Here is a 17189-nt window from a genome sequence, read left to right on the forward strand (position 1 = left end):
CTCGTCAATAGGTGCGAAAAGTAATCATTGATAATCATATTTGTGATTGATATAGTCATTTTTAATCACCGCGATCGCGTTTTTGTGATGAGCACCTGGGGCAAACGAAAAATACGGGGCGGGGGTGACAGAGTCTGCGACCCATGGAAACCGGTCGACGGCGGTTGTTGTAATCATGAAAAAGGATAAAACGATGAGCAAAGTAACTGACATTACCCGGGAGTCATGGATATTGAACACGTTCCCCGAATGGGGGACCTGGCTCAACGAAGAGATCGAGCAGGAGGAGGTCGCCGCAGGGACGTTCGCCATGTGGTGGCTGGGCTGTACCGGCATCTGGTTAAAGTCTGCGGGCAACACGCAGATCGCCATCGACTTCTGGTGCGGCACCGGCAAGAAAACCCACGCCAATCCCTACATGAAAAAGCAGCATCAGATGATGCGCATGGGCGGCGTGCGCAAGCTGCAACCCAATCTGCGTACGTCGCCGTTTGTTCTCGACCCCTTCGGTATCAAGAAGATAGATGCGGTGTTGGCGACGCACGATCACGCTGACCACATCGACATCAACGTGGCGGCGGCGGTACTGCAAAATGCGGGCGACCATGTGAAATTCATCGGCCCCGAAGCCTGTGTCGAGCTTTGGACGGGATGGGGCGTGCCGGCCGAGCGCTGCATCGTGGCGCAGGTCGGGCAGGAGATCGCGATTGGCGATATCACCATCAACGTGCTGGACGCCTTTGATCGCACCGCGCTGGTGACGCTGCCTGAGGGCGTGTCCTCCCGCGATAAAAGCATTCTGGACGGGATGGACCGGCGCGCGGTGAACTATCTGGTGAAGACCAGCGGCGGCAATGTGTATCACTCCGGCGACTCGCACTACTCCAACTATTTCGCCCGGCACGGCAACGACAATACGATCGACGTGGCGCTTCTCTCCTATGGCGAAAACCCTCGCGGCGTGACCGACAAAATGACCTCATCGGATATCCTGCGTGCCGCGGAGTCGCTGAATACGCAGGTGGTCATTCCCTTCCATCACGACATTTGGGCGAATTTCCAGAGCGACCCTGGTGAAATCGAGCTGCTATGGTACAGGAAAAAAGACCGTCTGAATTACGGCTTCCGGCCGTTCTTCTGGCAGGTGGGGGGCAAATACGTCTTCCCGACGGACAAGGCCAAAATGCATTACCAGCATCCGCGCGGGTTTGACGATATCTTCACGGATGAACCCGAGCTGCCATTCCGCTCGTTCCTCTAACGTTCTCTGGTCACGAGGTGCGCAATGTATCACCTGAATAGCGCGTTGCGGCTGGGCGTGTATGAAAAGGCCATGCCGGCGCGGTTGGATTGGGAGCACAAGATTCAGGCTGCCAAAACGCTGGGGTTCGACTTTATTGAAATGTCCGTCGATGAGTCCGACGAGCGCCTGCAACGCCTGGACTGGAGCGATGAGGAGATCTTTCGGTTGCGCCGTTTGTGCGAGCATTATGGCCTGCCGCTGCACTCTTTGTGCCTGAGCGCGCACCGCCGTTTCCCGTTTGGAGCGGCCGATCCCTCGGTGCGGGACCAGGCGGGCGTCATCATGCGCAAAGCCATCGGGCTGGCCTATAAACTGGGCGTACGCTGCATTCAGCTGGCGGGCTACGACGTGTATTACGAACCGCACAGCGAGGCCACGCATCAACGGTTTATCGACGGCATGCGCGAGAGCGCGCGTCTGGCTGAGCGGGCGGGCATCATGCTCGGCGTGGAGATTATGGATACGCCTTACCTGAATTCGTTGTGCAAGTTCGAAGTGCTCAAGAAGGCGGTGCCTTCGCCTTACTTTATGGCCTATCCCGATGTCGGCAATATCACCGGCTGGAATTACGATACCTGTACCGAGTTGCAGATGAGCGGCGAACATATTGTCCAGATCCACCTCAAAGATACGCTCCGTGTGAGCGCCGAGTCTTCGGGACAGTTCCGCGACCTGTGCATTGGGGAAGGGGTGGTGGATTTCCCCGCCATTTTTCGCACGCTGGCCGGAATGCACTATTCGGCGCCGCTGGTCATTGAAATGTGGGCGCAGGATGAGCATTGGGCCGATCATCTGCGGCAAGCCAGGGCGCGTTTGGCGACGATGGCGCAGGAGGCAGGATTGGCATTGAATTGATGAGAGGACAAGCGGGTGGGGCTGCGGCTCCGCCCGGTGCTTTGATTTTTGAAAACAGCGTTATACAATCACAAGACATCATAAATAATCATAAATCAGGCATGAAATGACAGAAACACAACGACACAGCGCCATTCTGGCTCTGCTGAATGAGAAGCGCCATCTGACCGTGGCCAGCCTGATGCAAGCGTTCTCAATTTCTCCGGCGACGGCGCGTCGCGATATCAATAAGCTGAATGAAGCCGGACAGGTGCGCAAGGTGCGCAACGGCGCGGAGGCGCTGATGCCGACCAGACGGCTATGGTCGCCGCTGGACAGTCAAAGCACCTCGACTCACGATCAAAAAGTACGCATCGCTCAGGCGGCGGCCCGGCTGGTGCAGCCGGGTGAGAGCGCGGTCATCAACTGCGGCTCGACGGCCTTTCTGCTGGGGAAGGAGATTTGCGGGCGGGACGTTCAGGTCATCACCAACTACTTTCCTCTGGCCAACTATCTGATTGAGCAAGAACACGACGGCGTCGTCATCATCGGCGGGCAGTACAACAAGAGCCAGTCCATTACCTTGGCGCCGCAGGATGAGATTTCGTCCCTGTACGCCGGACATTGGATGTTCACCAGCGGCAAAGGTCTCACGGCTGAAGGGCTGTACAAAATGGATATGCTGACGGCGATGGCGGAACAGAAAATGTTGGATCACGTCGGCAAACTGGCGGTATTGACGGACAGCAGCAAACTCGGCCAGCGCGCGGGTATGCTGTTCTGCAACGCCGAACATATCGATGTGCTTATTACTGGCAGCGATGCCAACCCGGAGGTTATCCAGCAGTTGAAGGAGAAGGGCGTCGAGGTGATGCTGGTCTAGTGCTGGGGGGGCGTCACGCCGGACTCTGCCAACTTCCCGGGTTCGCCGTCGGGCCTGATTACCCTCTGAGGCGTTTTGGGCGTTTAACCGTCAGACAGGGTTCGTCGGCGACGGCGTTGCGGCCGTGGTTCGGTGGCCGCGAACGCGTCCTGAGGTTATCGCGGGGCGGTAACCGGCTGCGCGGCTTTCTGAGGCGTGAGTATCGGATAGTCCAGTACGATGAGGTTAGCCAGAATCGGGCGGAAAATCGCTTTCAATGCATCGTGTTTTGGGTGGGGCAAATAGCGCTGGCGCGCCGTTTCGTCTTTAAACGTCATCATCACGCAGTGCGTGAAGCCCTCATTTTTCCCTTCTGGACTGTCGTTACATCCCCACTCAACGCTGACGACGCCTTCGATGTCGGCCGGCATCTGCAAAAAAGCCGATTTCACCCGCTCGATGTCGGCTTCCGCGGCCTCCTCCTTGAAGGTGATAAGTAAGATATGGCGTATCATTTATGACTCCGTTTGTGATGTCCTGCAAAGAGCATAGCCCTTTACGCGGCGACTTTCATGGCGGGCACCGCGTCTCTGAAACCCGCATGCCGGCGCTGTGTTTTTCCGTCATGCCCGGCAAAAGTCCGCCGCGCGCACTCCGCAGCCCCGAAAACACCGCCGTCTCAGCGCTCGGTGTTAGGACGATGGCTGATACGAAACGAGACCCGCTGCGGATGGTTGACCGACACCAGATATTCCACCGGCTGTTGAAAGCGGTCGGCGATCACGCCGCGATAGATCAGGGCCGGGCTGTCCGGCGGGGCGTTCAGCAGCGCCTGCTCTTCTTCATTCATGACCCCGACCCGAATGGTGCCCTCGTCGGAAACGCCGAAGAGGCGGTAGCGCTCCGCCAGCAGCCGATACAGCGACCCGCTCTCCTCCAGCATATCAGCCGTCAGATCCGGCATCAGCGCACGGGGCAGATAACTGGTTTCTAGGCAGAAAGGTTCACCGTCCGCCAGCCGCAGTCGCTTGATCATCACCACCGGGTCGCCCGTTTCAATGCTCAGTAAAGGGGCGATCCGGGGGCTGGCGACGGTATCTTGAAAATAGATTAAGCGGCTGCCGGGCACCGCGCCGTTCAGCTCGGTGATCTTGCTGATGCCCTGCTCGATAGCCTGCGTCAGCGGTCGTTCAATGGCCGTCTGAGTCAGCCAGGTGCCCTGATTGCCGCGTCTCTCCAGCAATCCGGCCTCGACCAGTTCATCGATGATTTTACGCAGCGTCATTCGGCTGATGCCGAGCAGTACGGCGAGATCGCGCTCGGCTGGGATCTGATCGCCCTCGTTGTATTCCGGCGTCTTCAATACCTTCAGCAAAGCCTGTTTAGCTTCCAGATACGCTTTACGCGGACGGCGTTTCCCTGTGTTCGTCTTGTTCATGGTCTGTTTTCTGGTCAGATTCATGCCAAAGAAAGCGTGATTTTCGCAAAGGTTTGCGCTTGTTTTATCATCACTTATGCCGTTTTTTCGCCGTATTATCCCCCCGGTCTAACCAGACCACAACACTCTAACACACTATTATAGTTGAATAATATGGATAAATTCGTTGCCCGGCGTGTGTGATCGGCGTATATCTCTGATGGTATATTTTACGGTATATTTATAGGGGTGAATGATGAAAACGCTTGCCTGGGTATCCCTGAGTCTGGTGATGGCGCTCCTCTCCGGCCCGGTTTTCGCGCTGCAACAAATTCGTTTCGGCACCGACGCCACGTTTCCGCCGTTTGAGTTCAAGGCGGCGGACGGGCGGCTGCAAGGTTTCGATATTGATTTAGGCAATGAGATCTGCGCGCGTATGAAGGCCCGATGCGTCTGGGTGGAAAGCAGCTTCGACGGCCTGATCCCTGCGCTGCATGCCCGCAAATTCGACGCAATCCTCTCTTCGCTCTCCATCACGAGTGAACGACAGAAGGCCATCAACTTTTCTCACAAATTATTCAACACGCCGGCGTATCTGGTCGCGGCGAAAGACAGCGGGCTGAAGCCGACCGCCGAGTCGCTGCGCGGTAAACGCGTCGGCGTGCAGCAAGGGTCGGTATTTGAAATCTACGGCCAAAAGCACTGGCGAGATGAGGGCGTTGAACTGGTGTCGTACCCTAGCGCCGAAGCGGTCTATGCCGACCTGGTCGTAGGACGACTGGACGCCACGCTGGATGATGCCACGGTGGTGACTGAGGCGTTGCTCAGTAAGCCAGAGGGCAAAGGGTTCAGCCTGATCGAGCCGCAGGTTAAAGACGATGCCGTTTTTGGTCCGGGCACCGGCATCGGCGTCCGCAAGCAGGATACGCCGCTGCTGCAACAGCTTAATGGTGCCATCACGGAGATCCGTCAGGACGGCACGTACGACAAGCTGGCGAAAAAATACTTCACTTTCAATGTCTATGGCGACTAATTCATGAATACAGCAGCGATGATCTCCTCCTTTATCGAACGGCGTTTCCGCCCGCAGGGAGGCCTGCGACAGGTCTTTCTGGTGGCCTGCGGCGGGTCGCTGGTGGATATGTATCCGGCGGACTATTTCCTGAACAGCGAATCTACAACGCTGCACAGTCACATGATGACCGCTAACGAATTCGTCCACGCGCCTCCGAAAAGGTTGGGCAAGCAGTCCCTGACGATCGTCTGTTCTCACGGCGGCGACACGCCGGAGTCGGTGGCTGCGGCGGAGCTGGCCCAGCGGCGCGGCAGCGTGACCGTCACGCTGACCCATAACGAGGCCGCGCGGCTGATCGACTTTTCGGACGGCAATCTGCTGTATGCCTGGGGGAATGACAGCCAGGTGGTCAATAATCCGATGGCGCTGATCCTGAGCCTGTGCGTTGAGGCGTTGCAGCAGGCCGAGGGCTTTGATGGCTACGCCGACTTTCAGGCGGGCATGGCGCAGATCGACGAGATTATCGACCAGGCGCGCGGACAGGTGCAGCCGCTGACGGCGGCGTTTACCGAACGCTATGCGAAAGAGTCGCTGTTTTACATTCTGTCCAGCGGTGCGTCTTACGGTCACGCCTACGGCTTCGCCATCTGCTCGCTGATGGAAATGCAGTGGCTGAACGCCGCTTCCATTCACAGCGGCGAATATTTCCACGGGCCGTTCGAGGTCACAGACCACAGCACGCCCTGGATCCTGATGATGAACGAGGGGCGCACCCGCCCGCTGGATGAGCGCGCGCGCGACTTCCTGCACCGCTATGCCGACAAGGTGGAAATCATTGATGCCAACGCGCTGGGGTTGGGCGTTATCCCGGCTGGCGTGGTGGAGTATTTCAATCCGATACTGTTCTATAGCGTCATGTGCGAATACCGCGCGGCGCTGGCGAAGGTGCGCCAGCATTCGCTGGAGACGCGGCGTTACATGGGTCAGGTGGATTACTGAGGTAAGGATGATGAAAGTCCTGGGACTTGGCGATAATGTCATCGATCGATATACCCATACCGGCATCGGCTATCCGGGGTGCAATGCGCTGAATTTCAGCGTCTACGCGCGCATGTTGTCGGCAGAAGCCGCTTATCTGGGCGTGTTTGGCGACGATGGTGCGGCGGAGCACATTTGCCGCGTGCTCGAACGGCGCGGCATTGGTCTCGAACACTGCCTGACGGTCTCCGGCGAAAGCGGCCACGCCAATCTTACCCTTAAGCAGGGGGAGCGCGTGTTCCTCGGCTCCAATGCGGGCGGTATCCGTCAAAGCACCTCTATGCGTTTCGTGCTGGAGCACCTCTCGTGGCTGGGCCATTTTGACCTGATCCATACCAGCACCTACAGCTATATCGACACGCAGCTGACGGATCTCGCCGGGCTGTCCGGCCGGTTGTCCTACGACTTTTCGGATGATTTTGACGCCGAACGGGCGCAGGCTCAGTGCCGCTGGCTGGATTACGCCTTTTTCTCCTGTGCGGACCGCTCGCTCGATGAAACCCGTCGGCTGCTGCTGGCGGCTCACGACGCAGGTTGCAAGTGGGGTATCGCAACGCGTGGGGCAGAGGGCGCGATACTGTACGACGGCCATCATTGGATCAGTCAGCCACCGGAGCCGATCGCCCCCGTCGATACGCTTGGCGCGGGAGACGCTTTCATCACCGCATTCCTGCTGGCCCACCTTAACGGCAAAACGCTATCTGCCAGCTTGCGTCAGGGCGCCAACTTTGCGGCGCGCATCTGCATGATTGAAGGCGCCTTCGGTGAGGGAATGCGCTATTGATGGGGATTGTGGCCCCGTTTTGGCTGCTGCTTTAGTTGAACGATGAGGCCCTGCGAAAGCCAGCCATCGTCGCCTTATCTTCCGCTCTCAGCGTGCTGCCCTCTGTGCCGCATCGCGGCTGCAAAACGTTCAGCGCAACCGGGTCGCTTGCACGTCTGATAATGGGCCTGCCTCTTTCAAGGGGTCGCATCGATATGCGGTCGGCCTCTACGTGACTGACGCGGAGAGTGCCGGAGCCGCACAGCGGAACGTCGCTACCGGTGGGACAATAAATAGTCGACACTCTGGCCTCGGTGGCCGGCACTATCGCTATAGGTCGTGGAAGGATCGGTGGCGACGCGCACATCGAACCGATTGAAAGAATCATCGTTCAACGCATGTCTGACCAAATCGTCGGAATGTAACGATGGCAGCCCGGCTTTCGCCAGTTTTCGCTGCAGCTCCTCGGAACTGAGCGGTACGACCTCTCGAAGACGCCGGGTGTCGCTTCGGTTGGCGGAGTCAGAGGCATCCCAAAGCAAATGGTTGTGTGTCGCCATCAGCTCCGTCATCGGCGCATGCGTGTCGCGTTGCATGTCGTGCAGCACCGATTGGTCCAGCGTGCATGCGCTGGGATGCGTTGGCCAGGCATCCACGACCACCGTATTGCGTTCGCCCCACGTAGGGTCGCGAGGGTCGCCCAGCATAACGAACTCGTGGCTGTTATTTTCCGGAAGCTGGAGACGTACACGGCATATGGGCTGCGACACGTTGCGTTCTTTCAACGCGGCGACGGCGACGGCGGCATGTACCGCACAGTTGCCCCCCTGGAATTTCTGCGCCCGTTTGATCTGATTTTCGATTCCGCCATGAGGAAACTTTTGGTATGCCAGATGCATTCTCGCCCAGCTCTCTCCCGATGAGGCCCGGACATCCTGCCGCTGATTTCCCGCCCCGTGCGGGAGCATATTTTTGACGACACGGTTCGCCCAGCAGGCGTCGGCCAGTGCCGACAGGGTGCCGGATTTCACTACGACATTTTTGTGCTGATAGCCCGACAACCCTAGCTGACTCGGGCTGCGGGTATCATGCACTTTATTGCCGGTATCATAATTCTCGACAATCGCGCTATACGTTGAAGCTGAAGAGGATCCGCGGAAAATGTTAAACCTAGGCATCATTGCCTCCTAAACCTGAAAATGGTGTCCCCAGCAGGAACACAACCCAGGACTATCCCTTTACTCCCTTTTGGAAACGGGTTGTAAGCCCGCGTGAGGGGGAGAACGAGTTTCTTGGGACTGACTTGCCGTGGGGAGAGACTTCCCGCAGCAGTATGAATCCGCCCGCATCAGAAAATCGTGGAACGTCTTCGCAGCATGCTCTACGGATAACTCATCTAACGGCTGACGGACGTACAGCACCATTTTTTTGCTCTGGCTGTCGTACCCCAGCGTGATAGCCGGATGACGCAGGCTGAACAGGTTCTCCGCCAATAACGTCTGAAAACCCTCAGGTGTCCGCCACGCGTGCGGGGCAATGAACGTTGCGACGATATTCAGATACCCTGGTTGGCTGCCAATCAAGTGAATATGCAGATCGTGGTCGAAGACCAACTGATAGATGTCTTCCTCTGGACGCGGCGGCGGCAGCTCGCCGGGCTGATATCTCTGGATAATGCCCCGAGAAATAACATGAAATTTTTCATTCAACATAACAAACGCTCACGTTGACGGGTTTCTGTGTGTGGTTTCAGTGGGGGAAGGGTTCCCGGGTGTTGTGATTATTTGTTTTCCATTGTCGTCGAGAAGCCGCCGCGTTCTATTTCCGTAAGCCTTCGTTCAGCGCCATCGACTCGACATGGCTAGGGCGAAACAGGCCTTCCGATGCGACTCGGGGTTATCCCAGACCACCCACGCAACTGAAAAGTGCAAAATGAAAGGGGGGAAGCCCTGAATATCAGCAAAGATTTAATAAAAATGTATTAAGACAACCGCCTGAATAAAAAACGTCAATGCTCAGATTACGTTTTATTTAATACATATATAACCAATGAATGTCACTCAGGGGATTTATAGACACAATCATCTGTAAAGCGTTAATTTTTACATCCGCCATAAAAAAACCTTAAATGATTATCTTGATCTCACTGATTTTTGTGGTGGACTCAGCGCTTTGATAGAGTAAATTTTGCTTATTGCGACATTTTCCAGAAGTAAACATAGTGTTTCTCTTTATAAGGTAAAATTAAATAACGAAAAACAGTAAAATGGGAGGTAACAATGAGTCGGAATCGAATAATAACAAAATGAAATTGAAATTTATTTCACTACCTACTTGCGAATAATCTTTAATAATGAAATTATAATCACCTATTCCAAAATATCGGATGCCTTTCTCAGTATCTATCGGTGAGGGATATTTTCTTGTTCAGGCAGGAAGCATTAGAAAACAAGAAACTGAAATGGCAAGGAAGCGCTATTTTACTTTCAGGACTTTCACCTTGGGTGATTATGATTGTTTGCGCTATTTTTATCGCAATGTTTATGATCTTCATCACCCAAGGTAATTATACGCGCCGGGCTAACGTCAGCGGCGAAATATCAACTTGGCCGCACACCGTCAGTATTGGCTCCGGCGTACAGGGATTTGTCGTAAAGCAGTTTGTATCGGAAGGGCAGCTAATAAAAAAAGGCGATGCGATTTATCAAATCGATGTCAGTAAAAGTACCGTCGACGGCGTAGTCAGCGATAATCAAAGACAAGATATTGAAAGCCAACTGGTGCGCATTGACAATATTATCTTACGGCTGGAGCAAAGCAAAAAACATACCCTGGAAATGATGGAAAAACAGAAAGTACAGTATATTAATGCATTTAAACACTCCTCCGATATTGTCCGCCAATCAGAGGAAGGCTTAAAAAAAATCAAACAGTACATGGACAGTTATCAGCAGTACCAGGCCAAAGGGTTAATCAATAAAGACCAATTAAGCAGCCAGATAGCATTGTATTATCAACAGCAAAATGACTTATTAAGCCTCAGCGGACAAAATGAACAGAATGCTTTACAGATTACCAGTCTGGAAAGCCAGATTCAGACCGAAGCAGCCGAGTTTGATAACCGGATATACCAAATGGAACTTCAGCGCTACGATCTGCGAAAGGAGCGGGTGAATACCAATGTGGGCGGAGAGATCATTATTCGTGCCTCATCGGAAGGGATAATAGATTCATTAAGCGTCACCGAAGGGCAAATGGTCAATCCTGGCGACAGCTTATTACAAATTATTCCGAGCAATATAAAAAGCTATTACTTGGTGGCTTGGGTGCCCAATGACGCAATGCCTTATGTCTCGGTTGGCGACAACGTCAATGTGCGTTACGAGGCGTTCCCCGTCGAGAAATTCGGCCAGTTTGCTGCAACGGTCACTATGGTATCGAAAACGCCGGCGTCTCCACAGGAAATGCAGACTTATCAGGGCGCGCCAAAAAGTACTCAAACGGCGTCGGTTCCCTACTATAAAGTCGTGGTCAAGCCTGAAAGAAAGACCGTCCGTTATGACGGCAAATCGCTGTCCCTTGAGAACGGTATGAAGGCGGAGATCACGCTCTTCCTGGAAAAAAGAAAAATATATCAGTGGATGCTTTCGCCATTCTACGACATGAAGCAGAGCGCAGAGGGGACGGTCAATGAATAAGGCATTATTCAAATCTATCCTCGGCAAAATGGATTTAAAGCTGTGCCGCCGAATTCCGCTGGTGCATCAGACCGAAGCATCGGAATGCGGACTGGCCTGTCTGGCGATGATCTGCGGATATCATGGAAAGAATATCGACCTGATCGCCCTGCGGCAGCGCTTCAACCTTTCCGCACGGGGCGCCACGCTGGCCGGAATCAATGACATCGCCGAGCAGTTGGATATGTCCACGCGGGCGCTGGCGCTGGATCTTGATGATATTAGCGCATTGAAAACGCCGTGCATTTTGCACTGGGACTTCAATCACTTCGTGGTACTGGTCAGCGCAGGAAATCGTCGCTTTGTGCTTCACGATCCCGCGCGCGGCCGCCGGACGGTCGGGCTTGCTGAGATGTCGCAGTATTTTACCGGCGTCGCGCTTGAGCTTTGGCCCAGCAGTCAATTTGCCGCAGAAACGGTGAAAAACAGGGTGCGTCTGGGGACGTTGATTCGCAGCATCTCCGGCATTAAAGGGGCGCTGACCAAGATTTTTTGCTTTTCGTTGGTGATTGAAACCATCAATTTGGTGGTACCGATAGGCACGCAGCTGGTGATGGACCACGCTATTCCAGCGGGCGATAAAGGTTTACTGACGTTGATATGCGCCGGTCTGCTGTTTTTTATCCTGCTGCGCACGGCGATAAGCACGATGCGGTCCTGGTCGTCGATGATCATGGAGACGCTGATCAATGTGCAGTGGCAGGCGGGCCTATTTACTCATCTGATGCACCTGCCGCTCAGCTTTTTCGAACGGCGCAGACTCGGAGATATTCAATCCCGTTTCGACTCCTTGGACAAGCTGCGCAAAACGTTTACCACCAGCCTGGTGGGGGCGATCATGGATGGCATTATGGTGGCGTGCGTCCTGGTCATGATGGTGTTGTACGGCGGTAATCTGACCTTGGTCGTGCTGGGGTTTAGCGCGGTGTACATCCTTATCCGCCTGCTCACTTACGACCGCTATCGCCAGCTGTCGGAAGAGTCATTGATTCGGGGAGCGCGAGCCGGTTCCTTTTTTATGGAAACGTTATATGGAATCGCCACCGTCAAAATGCAGGGGATGAGCAGTCGACGAAGCAGCCACTGGCTTAGTCTGGAAATCGATACCATTAACACGGGAATCAAGGTGACAAAAATGGACCTGCTTTTCGGGGGCCTGAATACCTTTATTGCCTCCTGTGACCAGGTGATGATTCTGTGGCTGGGAACGAGTCAGGTCATTGATAACCAGATGACCATCGGGATGTTCGTGGCGTTTGGCGTATTCAGGGAGCAGTTCTCCGAACGGTTGGCGTCGTTGACCAACTTCCTGCTTCAATTACGCATGATGAGCCTGCATAACGAACGTATCTCCGATATTGCCTTGCATCCGCGTGAACCCCACAAGATGGGTATTGGCAATACAGTTGAAGGGCGGCCGATTTTGCTGGAAACCCGTGATTTGAGTTATCGCTACGACAGCCAATCCAAAGCGGTATTCAGCGAACTGAGCCTTCATATCGCCCCGGGGGAAAGCGTGGCGATAACCGGGCCTTCCGGCGCGGGGAAAACAACCCTGATGAAGGTATTGTGTGGTCTGTTCGAAGCGGAGTCTGGCTGCGTGCTGGCCGACGGCGTGGACATACGCCAACTTGGCGTGAACAACTACCATAAAATGATCGGCTGCGTGATGCAGGACGATCGACTATTTTCCGGGTCGATAATGGAAAATATCTGCGGATTTGCAGAGAATATCGACGCCGAATGGATGATGGAATGCGCCAAAGCCAGTTACATTCATGACACCATCATGGAGATGCCGATGGGCTACGAGACGCTCATCGGCGAATTGGGTGAAGGACTTTCCGGGGGACAAAAACAACGCATTTTTATTGCCCGTGCGCTGTATCGCAAGCCGGGAATGCTATTCATGGATGAAGCGACCAGCGCGCTGGACAGCGAAAGCGAGGATTATGTGAGTCAGGCCATTAAACAGCTGAATATCACACGCATCATGATTGCACACCGGGAGTCGACGATTAACTCTGCAGACAGAGTCATCACGCTGCAGGCGACGCAAGCATAAATTAATAGTGATGGATCTAATTTATATTAGAAATTAAATAGAGTCATATTATTTGATTGTTAGAGCGGTCATTATTATCTCTTTGTTAAAGACATAATAAAAGAAATAAAAAATCAGATTAAAAAACTGATATGCAATAGAGAAAGAGATTAAGTCATTTATTATCTTGCTTCAATTAAGATTGTGGTATAGAAATAGATAGACGCTACAAATGGTAAAAATAAAATAAAAAACAGAAAGTAAAAGCACGGCGTTTTATGTAACTATTAACCTCGATATTTGAAAGTATTTATAATAAACAATTAATAACCGCGCGTAAGAATTAAGTGGTATCAACTTTACATTCTACTTTCGCTTGAAGTTTTGATAATTTGAATAATAGTGTATTGGTGGGTAAGAAAATCAATAGAGCCTACAAATGTGTTTATCTTAGATACTTATTTAAATTCCAAGTTTCAACCTCAGTCGTATTTTTATGGCTGATTGAAAAAGTGTTCATAACCTGTAGAAATGGGTTAAGGACAGAGTTATAGCAATATCATTTTTTCATCTTAAAGGAGATACAAAATGAAAAAGCAAAATAAAATGCGTGAGTTGAACGCTAAAGAAATGAAAGCTGTTTCTGGTAGCGGTGGTGTATCGATCGGTCTCAATATCACAATCCGTCCTTTCAAAGGTAAAAGACCTGGTCCCGGCTGAGGTCGATAACTTGGTATTCATGCTCTGCGTTAGATGACATTAAGTCAAAAGAGTCCACGAGGTTATATTGAGTTAATTCTGGGCTCATTGCCGGGCAGTGAATAACCAATATCTACAACATTGAGTTGTCTATATTGCATAAATAAACCGCCCTTTATTTCGGCCTCTTCTCACCGAAATAAGGGCGGTTTTCTTATTTTTCAGTGAAAATAATGGTTGAGATTATTCTCTCGGTTTCCAGAAAATATCTATTTTAATGGTTTTTTGAGCGTCATGTAGCTCTTGATTTAAGGTTGCTTTGAAGTTCGTGGGCGCTTTTTGTGAACTGGCAGAAGGCCTCTTCTTTAAATTCAGGCGTAAAACGTAGCGGGGTCATTCCTGTTTGTTAAAACGGAAGGCAATCCGTGTTAATCAACAGGGATTAGATCGGTAGGATTGAAGTTGTCCATCAAATCCCGTAGAGATTGTGCTAATTGGATAACGGTTTTTTCACCCGTGGCAGCTTCTACGGTTAAATTTTCCAACGCATTATCGTTATCACGTATTTTGACACCATTACGGTAGAGAAAGGTCATGGTAACGAAAAACGCGGTTCGTTTATTACCATCATTAAAGATATGACCCCGAGCGATAGCTACCCAGTAAGTGGCCGCAAGCTCAAAGATATCCGTTGTGCCTTCATAGTGTGCGCGATTCTGTACCCGATAAATGAGCGCTTCGGCCCTACCGGGATCGGTAATGCCAGCGACGCCGGGAAGCCGTTGTAATATTCGGTCATGGAAAGCGATAACTTCCTGAGCGCTAATCCATATCATCTGTTTGTCAGTGCCTCTACCGTGTGGCCATGACGTTGCATAATCTCTTCGAACTCCGCATCTAATTTAGCGTTCTGGTATGCCTCGAATTCAGTTTTGCTGATGACCACAGCTGAACTGCCATCGCGACGAGTAATTTCAACGGCTTCGCCATGAGTGGCTGCATCTAGTACTTCTGAAATGTTGGCTCTAGCCTGAGTTGAGGTGTAAGTTCGCATGATGTGTCTCCTTAAATGTACATCTCAATTGTACGCTTCATGCTGCTTTATACAATTGTTAAAATATTCGACATAAATCAATTGGTTACTTTGGTATATGGCTGTTGGTCAGGTTCCGATTTGATATACTTATAATTCCAAAGAATTCTTTTTCTGCGGCTTTGTTGAAAAAGAAAAGGGTAAAGCTTCGAATTAGAAAAACATTTTCTCTAAATAGAGGGCACTGCCTTTTGGCGGTGTATTCCGGTGGTACGCACTAGATGCTAATACCAACAAAAACGCCCTGAAAACAGGGCGTTGTGGCAGTCGGTGGAACGGGGTGGAAATTATTCGATATTCTGAATCTGTTCCCGCATCTGCTCGATCAGCACCTTAAGCTCAATGGCGGCGGCGGTGACGTCGGCGTTAATGGACTTGGAGGCCAGCGTGTTGGACTCACGGTTGAACTCTTGCATCATGAAGTCCAGACGGCGGCCGACGGCTTCCTGTTTGTTGAGGATTTTGTAGGTTTCCTTTACGTGTGCTTCCAGGCGGTCCAGCTCTTCGGCGACGTCGACGCGCTGCGCCATCAGCACCAGCTCCTGCTCCAGCCGGTTGTTTTCCAACTGCACCTGCGCGTCTTCCAGCTTGCCGACCAGCTTCTCTCGCTGCCATTGCAGGATGTTCGGCATGTGCGCGCGGACCTTGGCGACTTCGGCGGTGACGCCGGCCAGCCGCTGTTCGATTAGCGCCTTCAGCGCATTGCCTTCGCTTTCGCGGGCGGTGATGAAGTCATCCAGCGCGCCGTCCAGCGCCTGCAACAGTTCGGCGCTGATGGCGTCCAGATCCTGCTCTTCCGCCGCCATCACGCCCGGCCAGCGCAGGACATCGACCGGGTTGATTTCCCCTTCGTCGCTCTGCATCTTGACCCACTTTGCGGCTTCAACCAGCTGTTTCGCCAGTCGTTCGTTCATAATCAACGAACCTTGCGCGCGGGGATCCAGTTCAAAACGCAGGTTGCATTCAATTTTGCCGCGCGTCAGCCGGTTGCGGATACGTTCGCGCACTACCGGCTCCAGGCTACGGAAATGCTCCGGTAAACGGAAATAGGTTTCCAGATAACGTTGGTTAACGGAACGCAGCTCCCAGGCTGCGCTTCCCCACTCGCCCTTGATTTCTCGACGAGCGTAAGCGGTCATGCTACGGATCATTGATGCATACCTGTTGGAAAATGATGGGTTGATTATAGCGTCGCGGGGTACGTCCGGATAGCAAAAGCGGTCCGGCGTCCGGGCGGTCGGTTTATGGCGTCAACCTGGAGGACGAAAGGGCGGCCTCCGGCGTTTCTGCGGGAGGCGAAAACGGGGCGGGACCGCCGTCAGCGTGGAAAAAGACCAGGACGGCGCGCTGGGCTGACTGTCCTTGCGGGCCACGGGGCGGGAATCGGCGTTTGCGGGCTCCGTGCGCCGCTCAGGCCGCCTGCAGGAAAGACGCGCACTGATTGGCCAGCTCGGCGCATTTGTTTTTCAGCACCTGTTTTAGCTGCAGCGCTTCGCGCGACTGGGGGATATCCCGGCGGCTGATCATCATCACCTCGAACGGCAACGGCTGAATAATCGGGACGATTTTGAGCTGGTCGATGTAGCGGCGCGCGGTGAATAAATCCACAATGCCGGTGCCGCCGCCGGCCAGCACCATGTCGGCGATGACGGAATAGGTTTTGATGAACAAAGACGCGGCCGGCTGCAGCCCGCGGTCGTTCAGGGCGCGATGCACCACCCGGCCCAGCGGATCCTGCTGCTGCATCATCAGCAGGTTATTCCGGCACAGCCACTCCAGCGAGACGGGGCCTTGCTGCGGGCTGTCTTTGGGCAACAAGGCGACCATGGAGGACTGGCACAGCGGTTCGGTGACGAGGTCGTCCGGTACTTGCTGCCCGAAAACCAGCGCCAGATCCAACTGATCTCGTTGGATCGCCTGGCATAGCGTGCTGAAGTGCTCGGTCACCAGCTCGACGTTGACCTGCGCCGAGTGCGATTGAAACGCCACCATCGCCGGCGCGACGATCTGCTGTCCGAACGCGTGCGCGGCGCCCAGCCGTATCGTCTGACGTTGGCCTGTGCGTATCTGCTCCGTCAGCGTGTTGATGGATTGCAACTGCTGATACAGCGCCTGCACTTCTGGGATCAGGCGGTGCCCTTCGTCCGTGATCACCATGCCCTGTGCCCGGCGTTCGAACAGGGCAAAGCCCAGCTGCTGCTCGGCATGGCTCAGCACCCGGCTGACGTTTGGTTGGGAGACGTTCAGCAAACGCGCCGCGCCGCTGATGGTGCCGGCTTGAAGAATGGCCTGGAAAACTTCGATATGGCGTAGTCTCATAACCTGTGCCTTAAGTCATTTTGTCGACCGCGCGGCGACGAATATCGCAACCGGCTACGGTGAAA

17 protein-coding genes are annotated in these 17189 nt (G+C 53.4%); 9 read left to right on the forward strand and 8 right to left on the reverse strand.

Features of this window, described 5'->3' with window-relative positions; translation table 11 throughout:
- Positions 1-193 precede the first annotated feature (193 nt).
- The 3 genes from ulaG (at position 194) to ulaR (ending at position 3020) form a co-directional block, all read left to right on the forward strand.
- Entirely contained in the window at positions 194-1261 is a 1068-nt protein-coding gene (gene ulaG / locus I6N93_RS00310) for an L-ascorbate 6-phosphate lactonase (protein WP_085687666.1), read from the forward strand.
- Between the two features lie 24 nt (positions 1262-1285).
- Positions 1286-2158, forward strand: a complete 873-nt coding sequence (locus tag I6N93_RS00315; protein ID WP_085687558.1) for an L-ribulose-5-phosphate 3-epimerase — start codon at positions 1286-1288, stop codon at positions 2156-2158.
- 106 nt (positions 2159-2264) lie between these two features.
- On the forward strand, positions 2265-3020 hold the full coding sequence (gene ulaR, locus I6N93_RS00320) for an HTH-type transcriptional regulator UlaR (protein WP_085687556.1): 756 nt from the start codon (positions 2265-2267) through the stop codon (positions 3018-3020).
- Between the two features lie 155 nt (positions 3021-3175).
- Here the strand turns inward: ulaR and I6N93_RS00325 are convergent, their stop codons facing one another.
- Together I6N93_RS00325 and I6N93_RS00330 are read right to left on the reverse strand one after the other, a co-directional pair.
- Positions 3176-3514 carry a Dabb family protein gene (locus tag I6N93_RS00325; RefSeq protein WP_085687554.1) on the reverse strand — a complete coding sequence of 113 codons (339 nt, stop codon included), beginning with the start codon at positions 3512-3514 and terminating at the stop codon, positions 3176-3178.
- A gap of 164 nt (positions 3515-3678) precedes the next feature.
- The gene (locus I6N93_RS00330) at positions 3679-4437 is read right to left on the reverse strand and encodes a GntR family transcriptional regulator (protein WP_085687031.1); all 759 of its coding nucleotides are present in this window, start codon (positions 4435-4437) and stop codon (positions 3679-3681) included.
- Positions 4438-4669: 232 nt separating this feature from the next.
- Between I6N93_RS00330 and I6N93_RS00335 the strand changes: the two genes are divergently transcribed.
- The 3 genes from I6N93_RS00335 to I6N93_RS00345 are packed head-to-tail and all read left to right on the forward strand — an operon-like array spanning position 4670 to position 7253.
- Positions 4670-5449: an ABC transporter substrate-binding protein gene (locus tag I6N93_RS00335; RefSeq protein ID WP_085686890.1), complete on the forward strand. Its 780-nt coding sequence runs from the start codon at positions 4670-4672 to the stop codon at positions 5447-5449.
- Positions 5450-5452: 3 nt separating this feature from the next.
- A complete protein-coding gene (locus I6N93_RS00340; protein WP_085686892.1) occupies positions 5453-6430 on the forward strand; it encodes an SIS domain-containing protein in 978 nt (325 codons plus the stop codon).
- A gap of 10 nt (positions 6431-6440) precedes the next feature.
- A complete protein-coding gene (locus I6N93_RS00345) occupies positions 6441-7253 on the forward strand; it encodes a PfkB family carbohydrate kinase (RefSeq protein WP_085687032.1) in 813 nt (270 codons plus the stop codon).
- A 254-nt stretch (positions 7254-7507) separates the two neighbouring features.
- Here the strand turns inward: I6N93_RS00345 and I6N93_RS00350 are convergent, their stop codons facing one another.
- Both I6N93_RS00350 and I6N93_RS00355 read right to left on the reverse strand, forming a co-directional pair.
- Positions 7508-8413 (reverse strand): hypothetical protein, encoded by a 906-nt coding sequence (locus I6N93_RS00350; protein WP_232100094.1) that lies wholly within the window; start codon positions 8411-8413, stop codon positions 7508-7510.
- Positions 8414-8470: 57 nt separating this feature from the next.
- Positions 8471-8944 (reverse strand): CesT family type III secretion system chaperone, encoded by a 474-nt coding sequence (locus I6N93_RS00355; protein WP_085686896.1) that lies wholly within the window; start codon positions 8942-8944, stop codon positions 8471-8473.
- Between the two features lie 711 nt (positions 8945-9655).
- Between I6N93_RS00355 and I6N93_RS00360 the strand changes: the two genes are divergently transcribed.
- The 3 genes from I6N93_RS00360 (at position 9656) to I6N93_RS17345 (ending at position 13733) form a co-directional block, all read left to right on the forward strand.
- Positions 9656-10930, forward strand: a complete 1275-nt coding sequence (locus I6N93_RS00360; protein ID WP_085686897.1) for an HlyD family secretion protein — start codon at positions 9656-9658, stop codon at positions 10928-10930.
- Complete coding sequence (locus tag I6N93_RS00365; RefSeq protein WP_085686899.1) at positions 10923-13034, forward strand: peptidase domain-containing ABC transporter; 2112 nt, start codon at positions 10923-10925, stop codon at positions 13032-13034. The genes I6N93_RS00360 and I6N93_RS00365 overlap by 8 nt, the downstream gene beginning before the upstream one ends.
- 567 nt (positions 13035-13601) lie before the next feature.
- A complete protein-coding gene (locus tag I6N93_RS17345) occupies positions 13602-13733 on the forward strand; it encodes a hypothetical protein (RefSeq protein ID WP_254900111.1) in 132 nt (43 codons plus the stop codon).
- A gap of 407 nt (positions 13734-14140) precedes the next feature.
- Here the strand turns inward: I6N93_RS17345 and I6N93_RS00370 are convergent, their stop codons facing one another.
- The 4 genes from I6N93_RS00370 to I6N93_RS00385 all read right to left on the reverse strand — a co-directional run bounded on the left by I6N93_RS00370 (position 14141) and on the right by I6N93_RS00385 (position 17124).
- Positions 14141-14548, reverse strand: a complete 408-nt coding sequence (locus I6N93_RS00370) for a type II toxin-antitoxin system death-on-curing family toxin (RefSeq protein ID WP_085686901.1) — start codon at positions 14546-14548, stop codon at positions 14141-14143.
- On the reverse strand, positions 14545-14766 hold the full coding sequence (locus tag I6N93_RS00375; RefSeq protein WP_085686903.1) for a type II toxin-antitoxin system Phd/YefM family antitoxin: 222 nt from the start codon (positions 14764-14766) through the stop codon (positions 14545-14547). The genes I6N93_RS00370 and I6N93_RS00375 overlap by 4 nt, the downstream gene beginning before the upstream one ends.
- Before the next feature lie 326 nt (positions 14767-15092).
- A complete protein-coding gene (locus I6N93_RS00380; protein WP_085686905.1) occupies positions 15093-15956 on the reverse strand; it encodes a YicC/YloC family endoribonuclease in 864 nt (287 codons plus the stop codon).
- A 259-nt stretch (positions 15957-16215) separates the two neighbouring features.
- Entirely contained in the window at positions 16216-17124 is a 909-nt protein-coding gene (locus tag I6N93_RS00385) for a LysR family transcriptional regulator (RefSeq protein ID WP_085686907.1), read from the reverse strand.
- Between the last annotated feature and the right edge of the window lie 65 nt (positions 17125-17189).

The organism is Lonsdalea populi (genome assembly GCF_015999465.1).
Classification (GTDB): Bacteria; Pseudomonadota; Gammaproteobacteria; order Enterobacterales; family Enterobacteriaceae; genus Lonsdalea; species Lonsdalea populi.

Excerpts from the sequence above, each read along its gene's own strand:
- ulaG (WP_085687666.1), top strand. The coding sequence starts at position 194 with ATGAGCAAAGTAACTGACATTACCCGGGAGTCATGGATATTGAACACG.
- I6N93_RS00315 (WP_085687558.1), top strand. The coding sequence starts at position 1,286 with ATGTATCACCTGAATAGCGCGTTGCGGCTGGGCGTGTATGAAAAGGCC.
- ulaR (WP_085687556.1), top strand. The coding sequence starts at position 2,265 with ATGACAGAAACACAACGACACAGCGCCATTCTGGCTCTGCTGAATGAG.
- I6N93_RS00325 (WP_085687554.1), bottom strand. The coding sequence starts at position 3,514 with ATGATACGCCATATCTTACTTATCACCTTCAAGGAGGAGGCCGCGGAA.
- I6N93_RS00330 (WP_085687031.1), bottom strand. The coding sequence starts at position 4,437 with ATGAACAAGACGAACACAGGGAAACGCCGTCCGCGTAAAGCGTATCTG.
- I6N93_RS00335 (WP_085686890.1), top strand. The coding sequence starts at position 4,670 with ATGATGAAAACGCTTGCCTGGGTATCCCTGAGTCTGGTGATGGCGCTC.
- I6N93_RS00340 (WP_085686892.1), top strand. The coding sequence starts at position 5,453 with ATGAATACAGCAGCGATGATCTCCTCCTTTATCGAACGGCGTTTCCGC.
- I6N93_RS00345 (WP_085687032.1), top strand. The coding sequence starts at position 6,441 with ATGAAAGTCCTGGGACTTGGCGATAATGTCATCGATCGATATACCCAT.
- I6N93_RS00350 (WP_232100094.1), bottom strand. The coding sequence starts at position 8,413 with ATGATGCCTAGGTTTAACATTTTCCGCGGATCCTCTTCAGCTTCAACG.
- I6N93_RS00355 (WP_085686896.1), bottom strand. The coding sequence starts at position 8,944 with ATGTTGAATGAAAAATTTCATGTTATTTCTCGGGGCATTATCCAGAGA.
- I6N93_RS00365 (WP_085686899.1), top strand. The coding sequence starts at position 10,923 with ATGAATAAGGCATTATTCAAATCTATCCTCGGCAAAATGGATTTAAAG.
- I6N93_RS17345 (WP_254900111.1), top strand. The coding sequence starts at position 13,602 with ATGAAAAAGCAAAATAAAATGCGTGAGTTGAACGCTAAAGAAATGAAA.
- I6N93_RS00370 (WP_085686901.1), bottom strand. The coding sequence starts at position 14,548 with ATGATATGGATTAGCGCTCAGGAAGTTATCGCTTTCCATGACCGAATA.
- I6N93_RS00375 (WP_085686903.1), bottom strand. The coding sequence starts at position 14,766 with ATGCGAACTTACACCTCAACTCAGGCTAGAGCCAACATTTCAGAAGTA.
- I6N93_RS00380 (WP_085686905.1), bottom strand. The coding sequence starts at position 15,956 with ATGATCCGTAGCATGACCGCTTACGCTCGTCGAGAAATCAAGGGCGAG.
- I6N93_RS00385 (WP_085686907.1), bottom strand. The coding sequence starts at position 17,124 with ATGAGACTACGCCATATCGAAGTTTTCCAGGCCATTCTTCAAGCCGGC.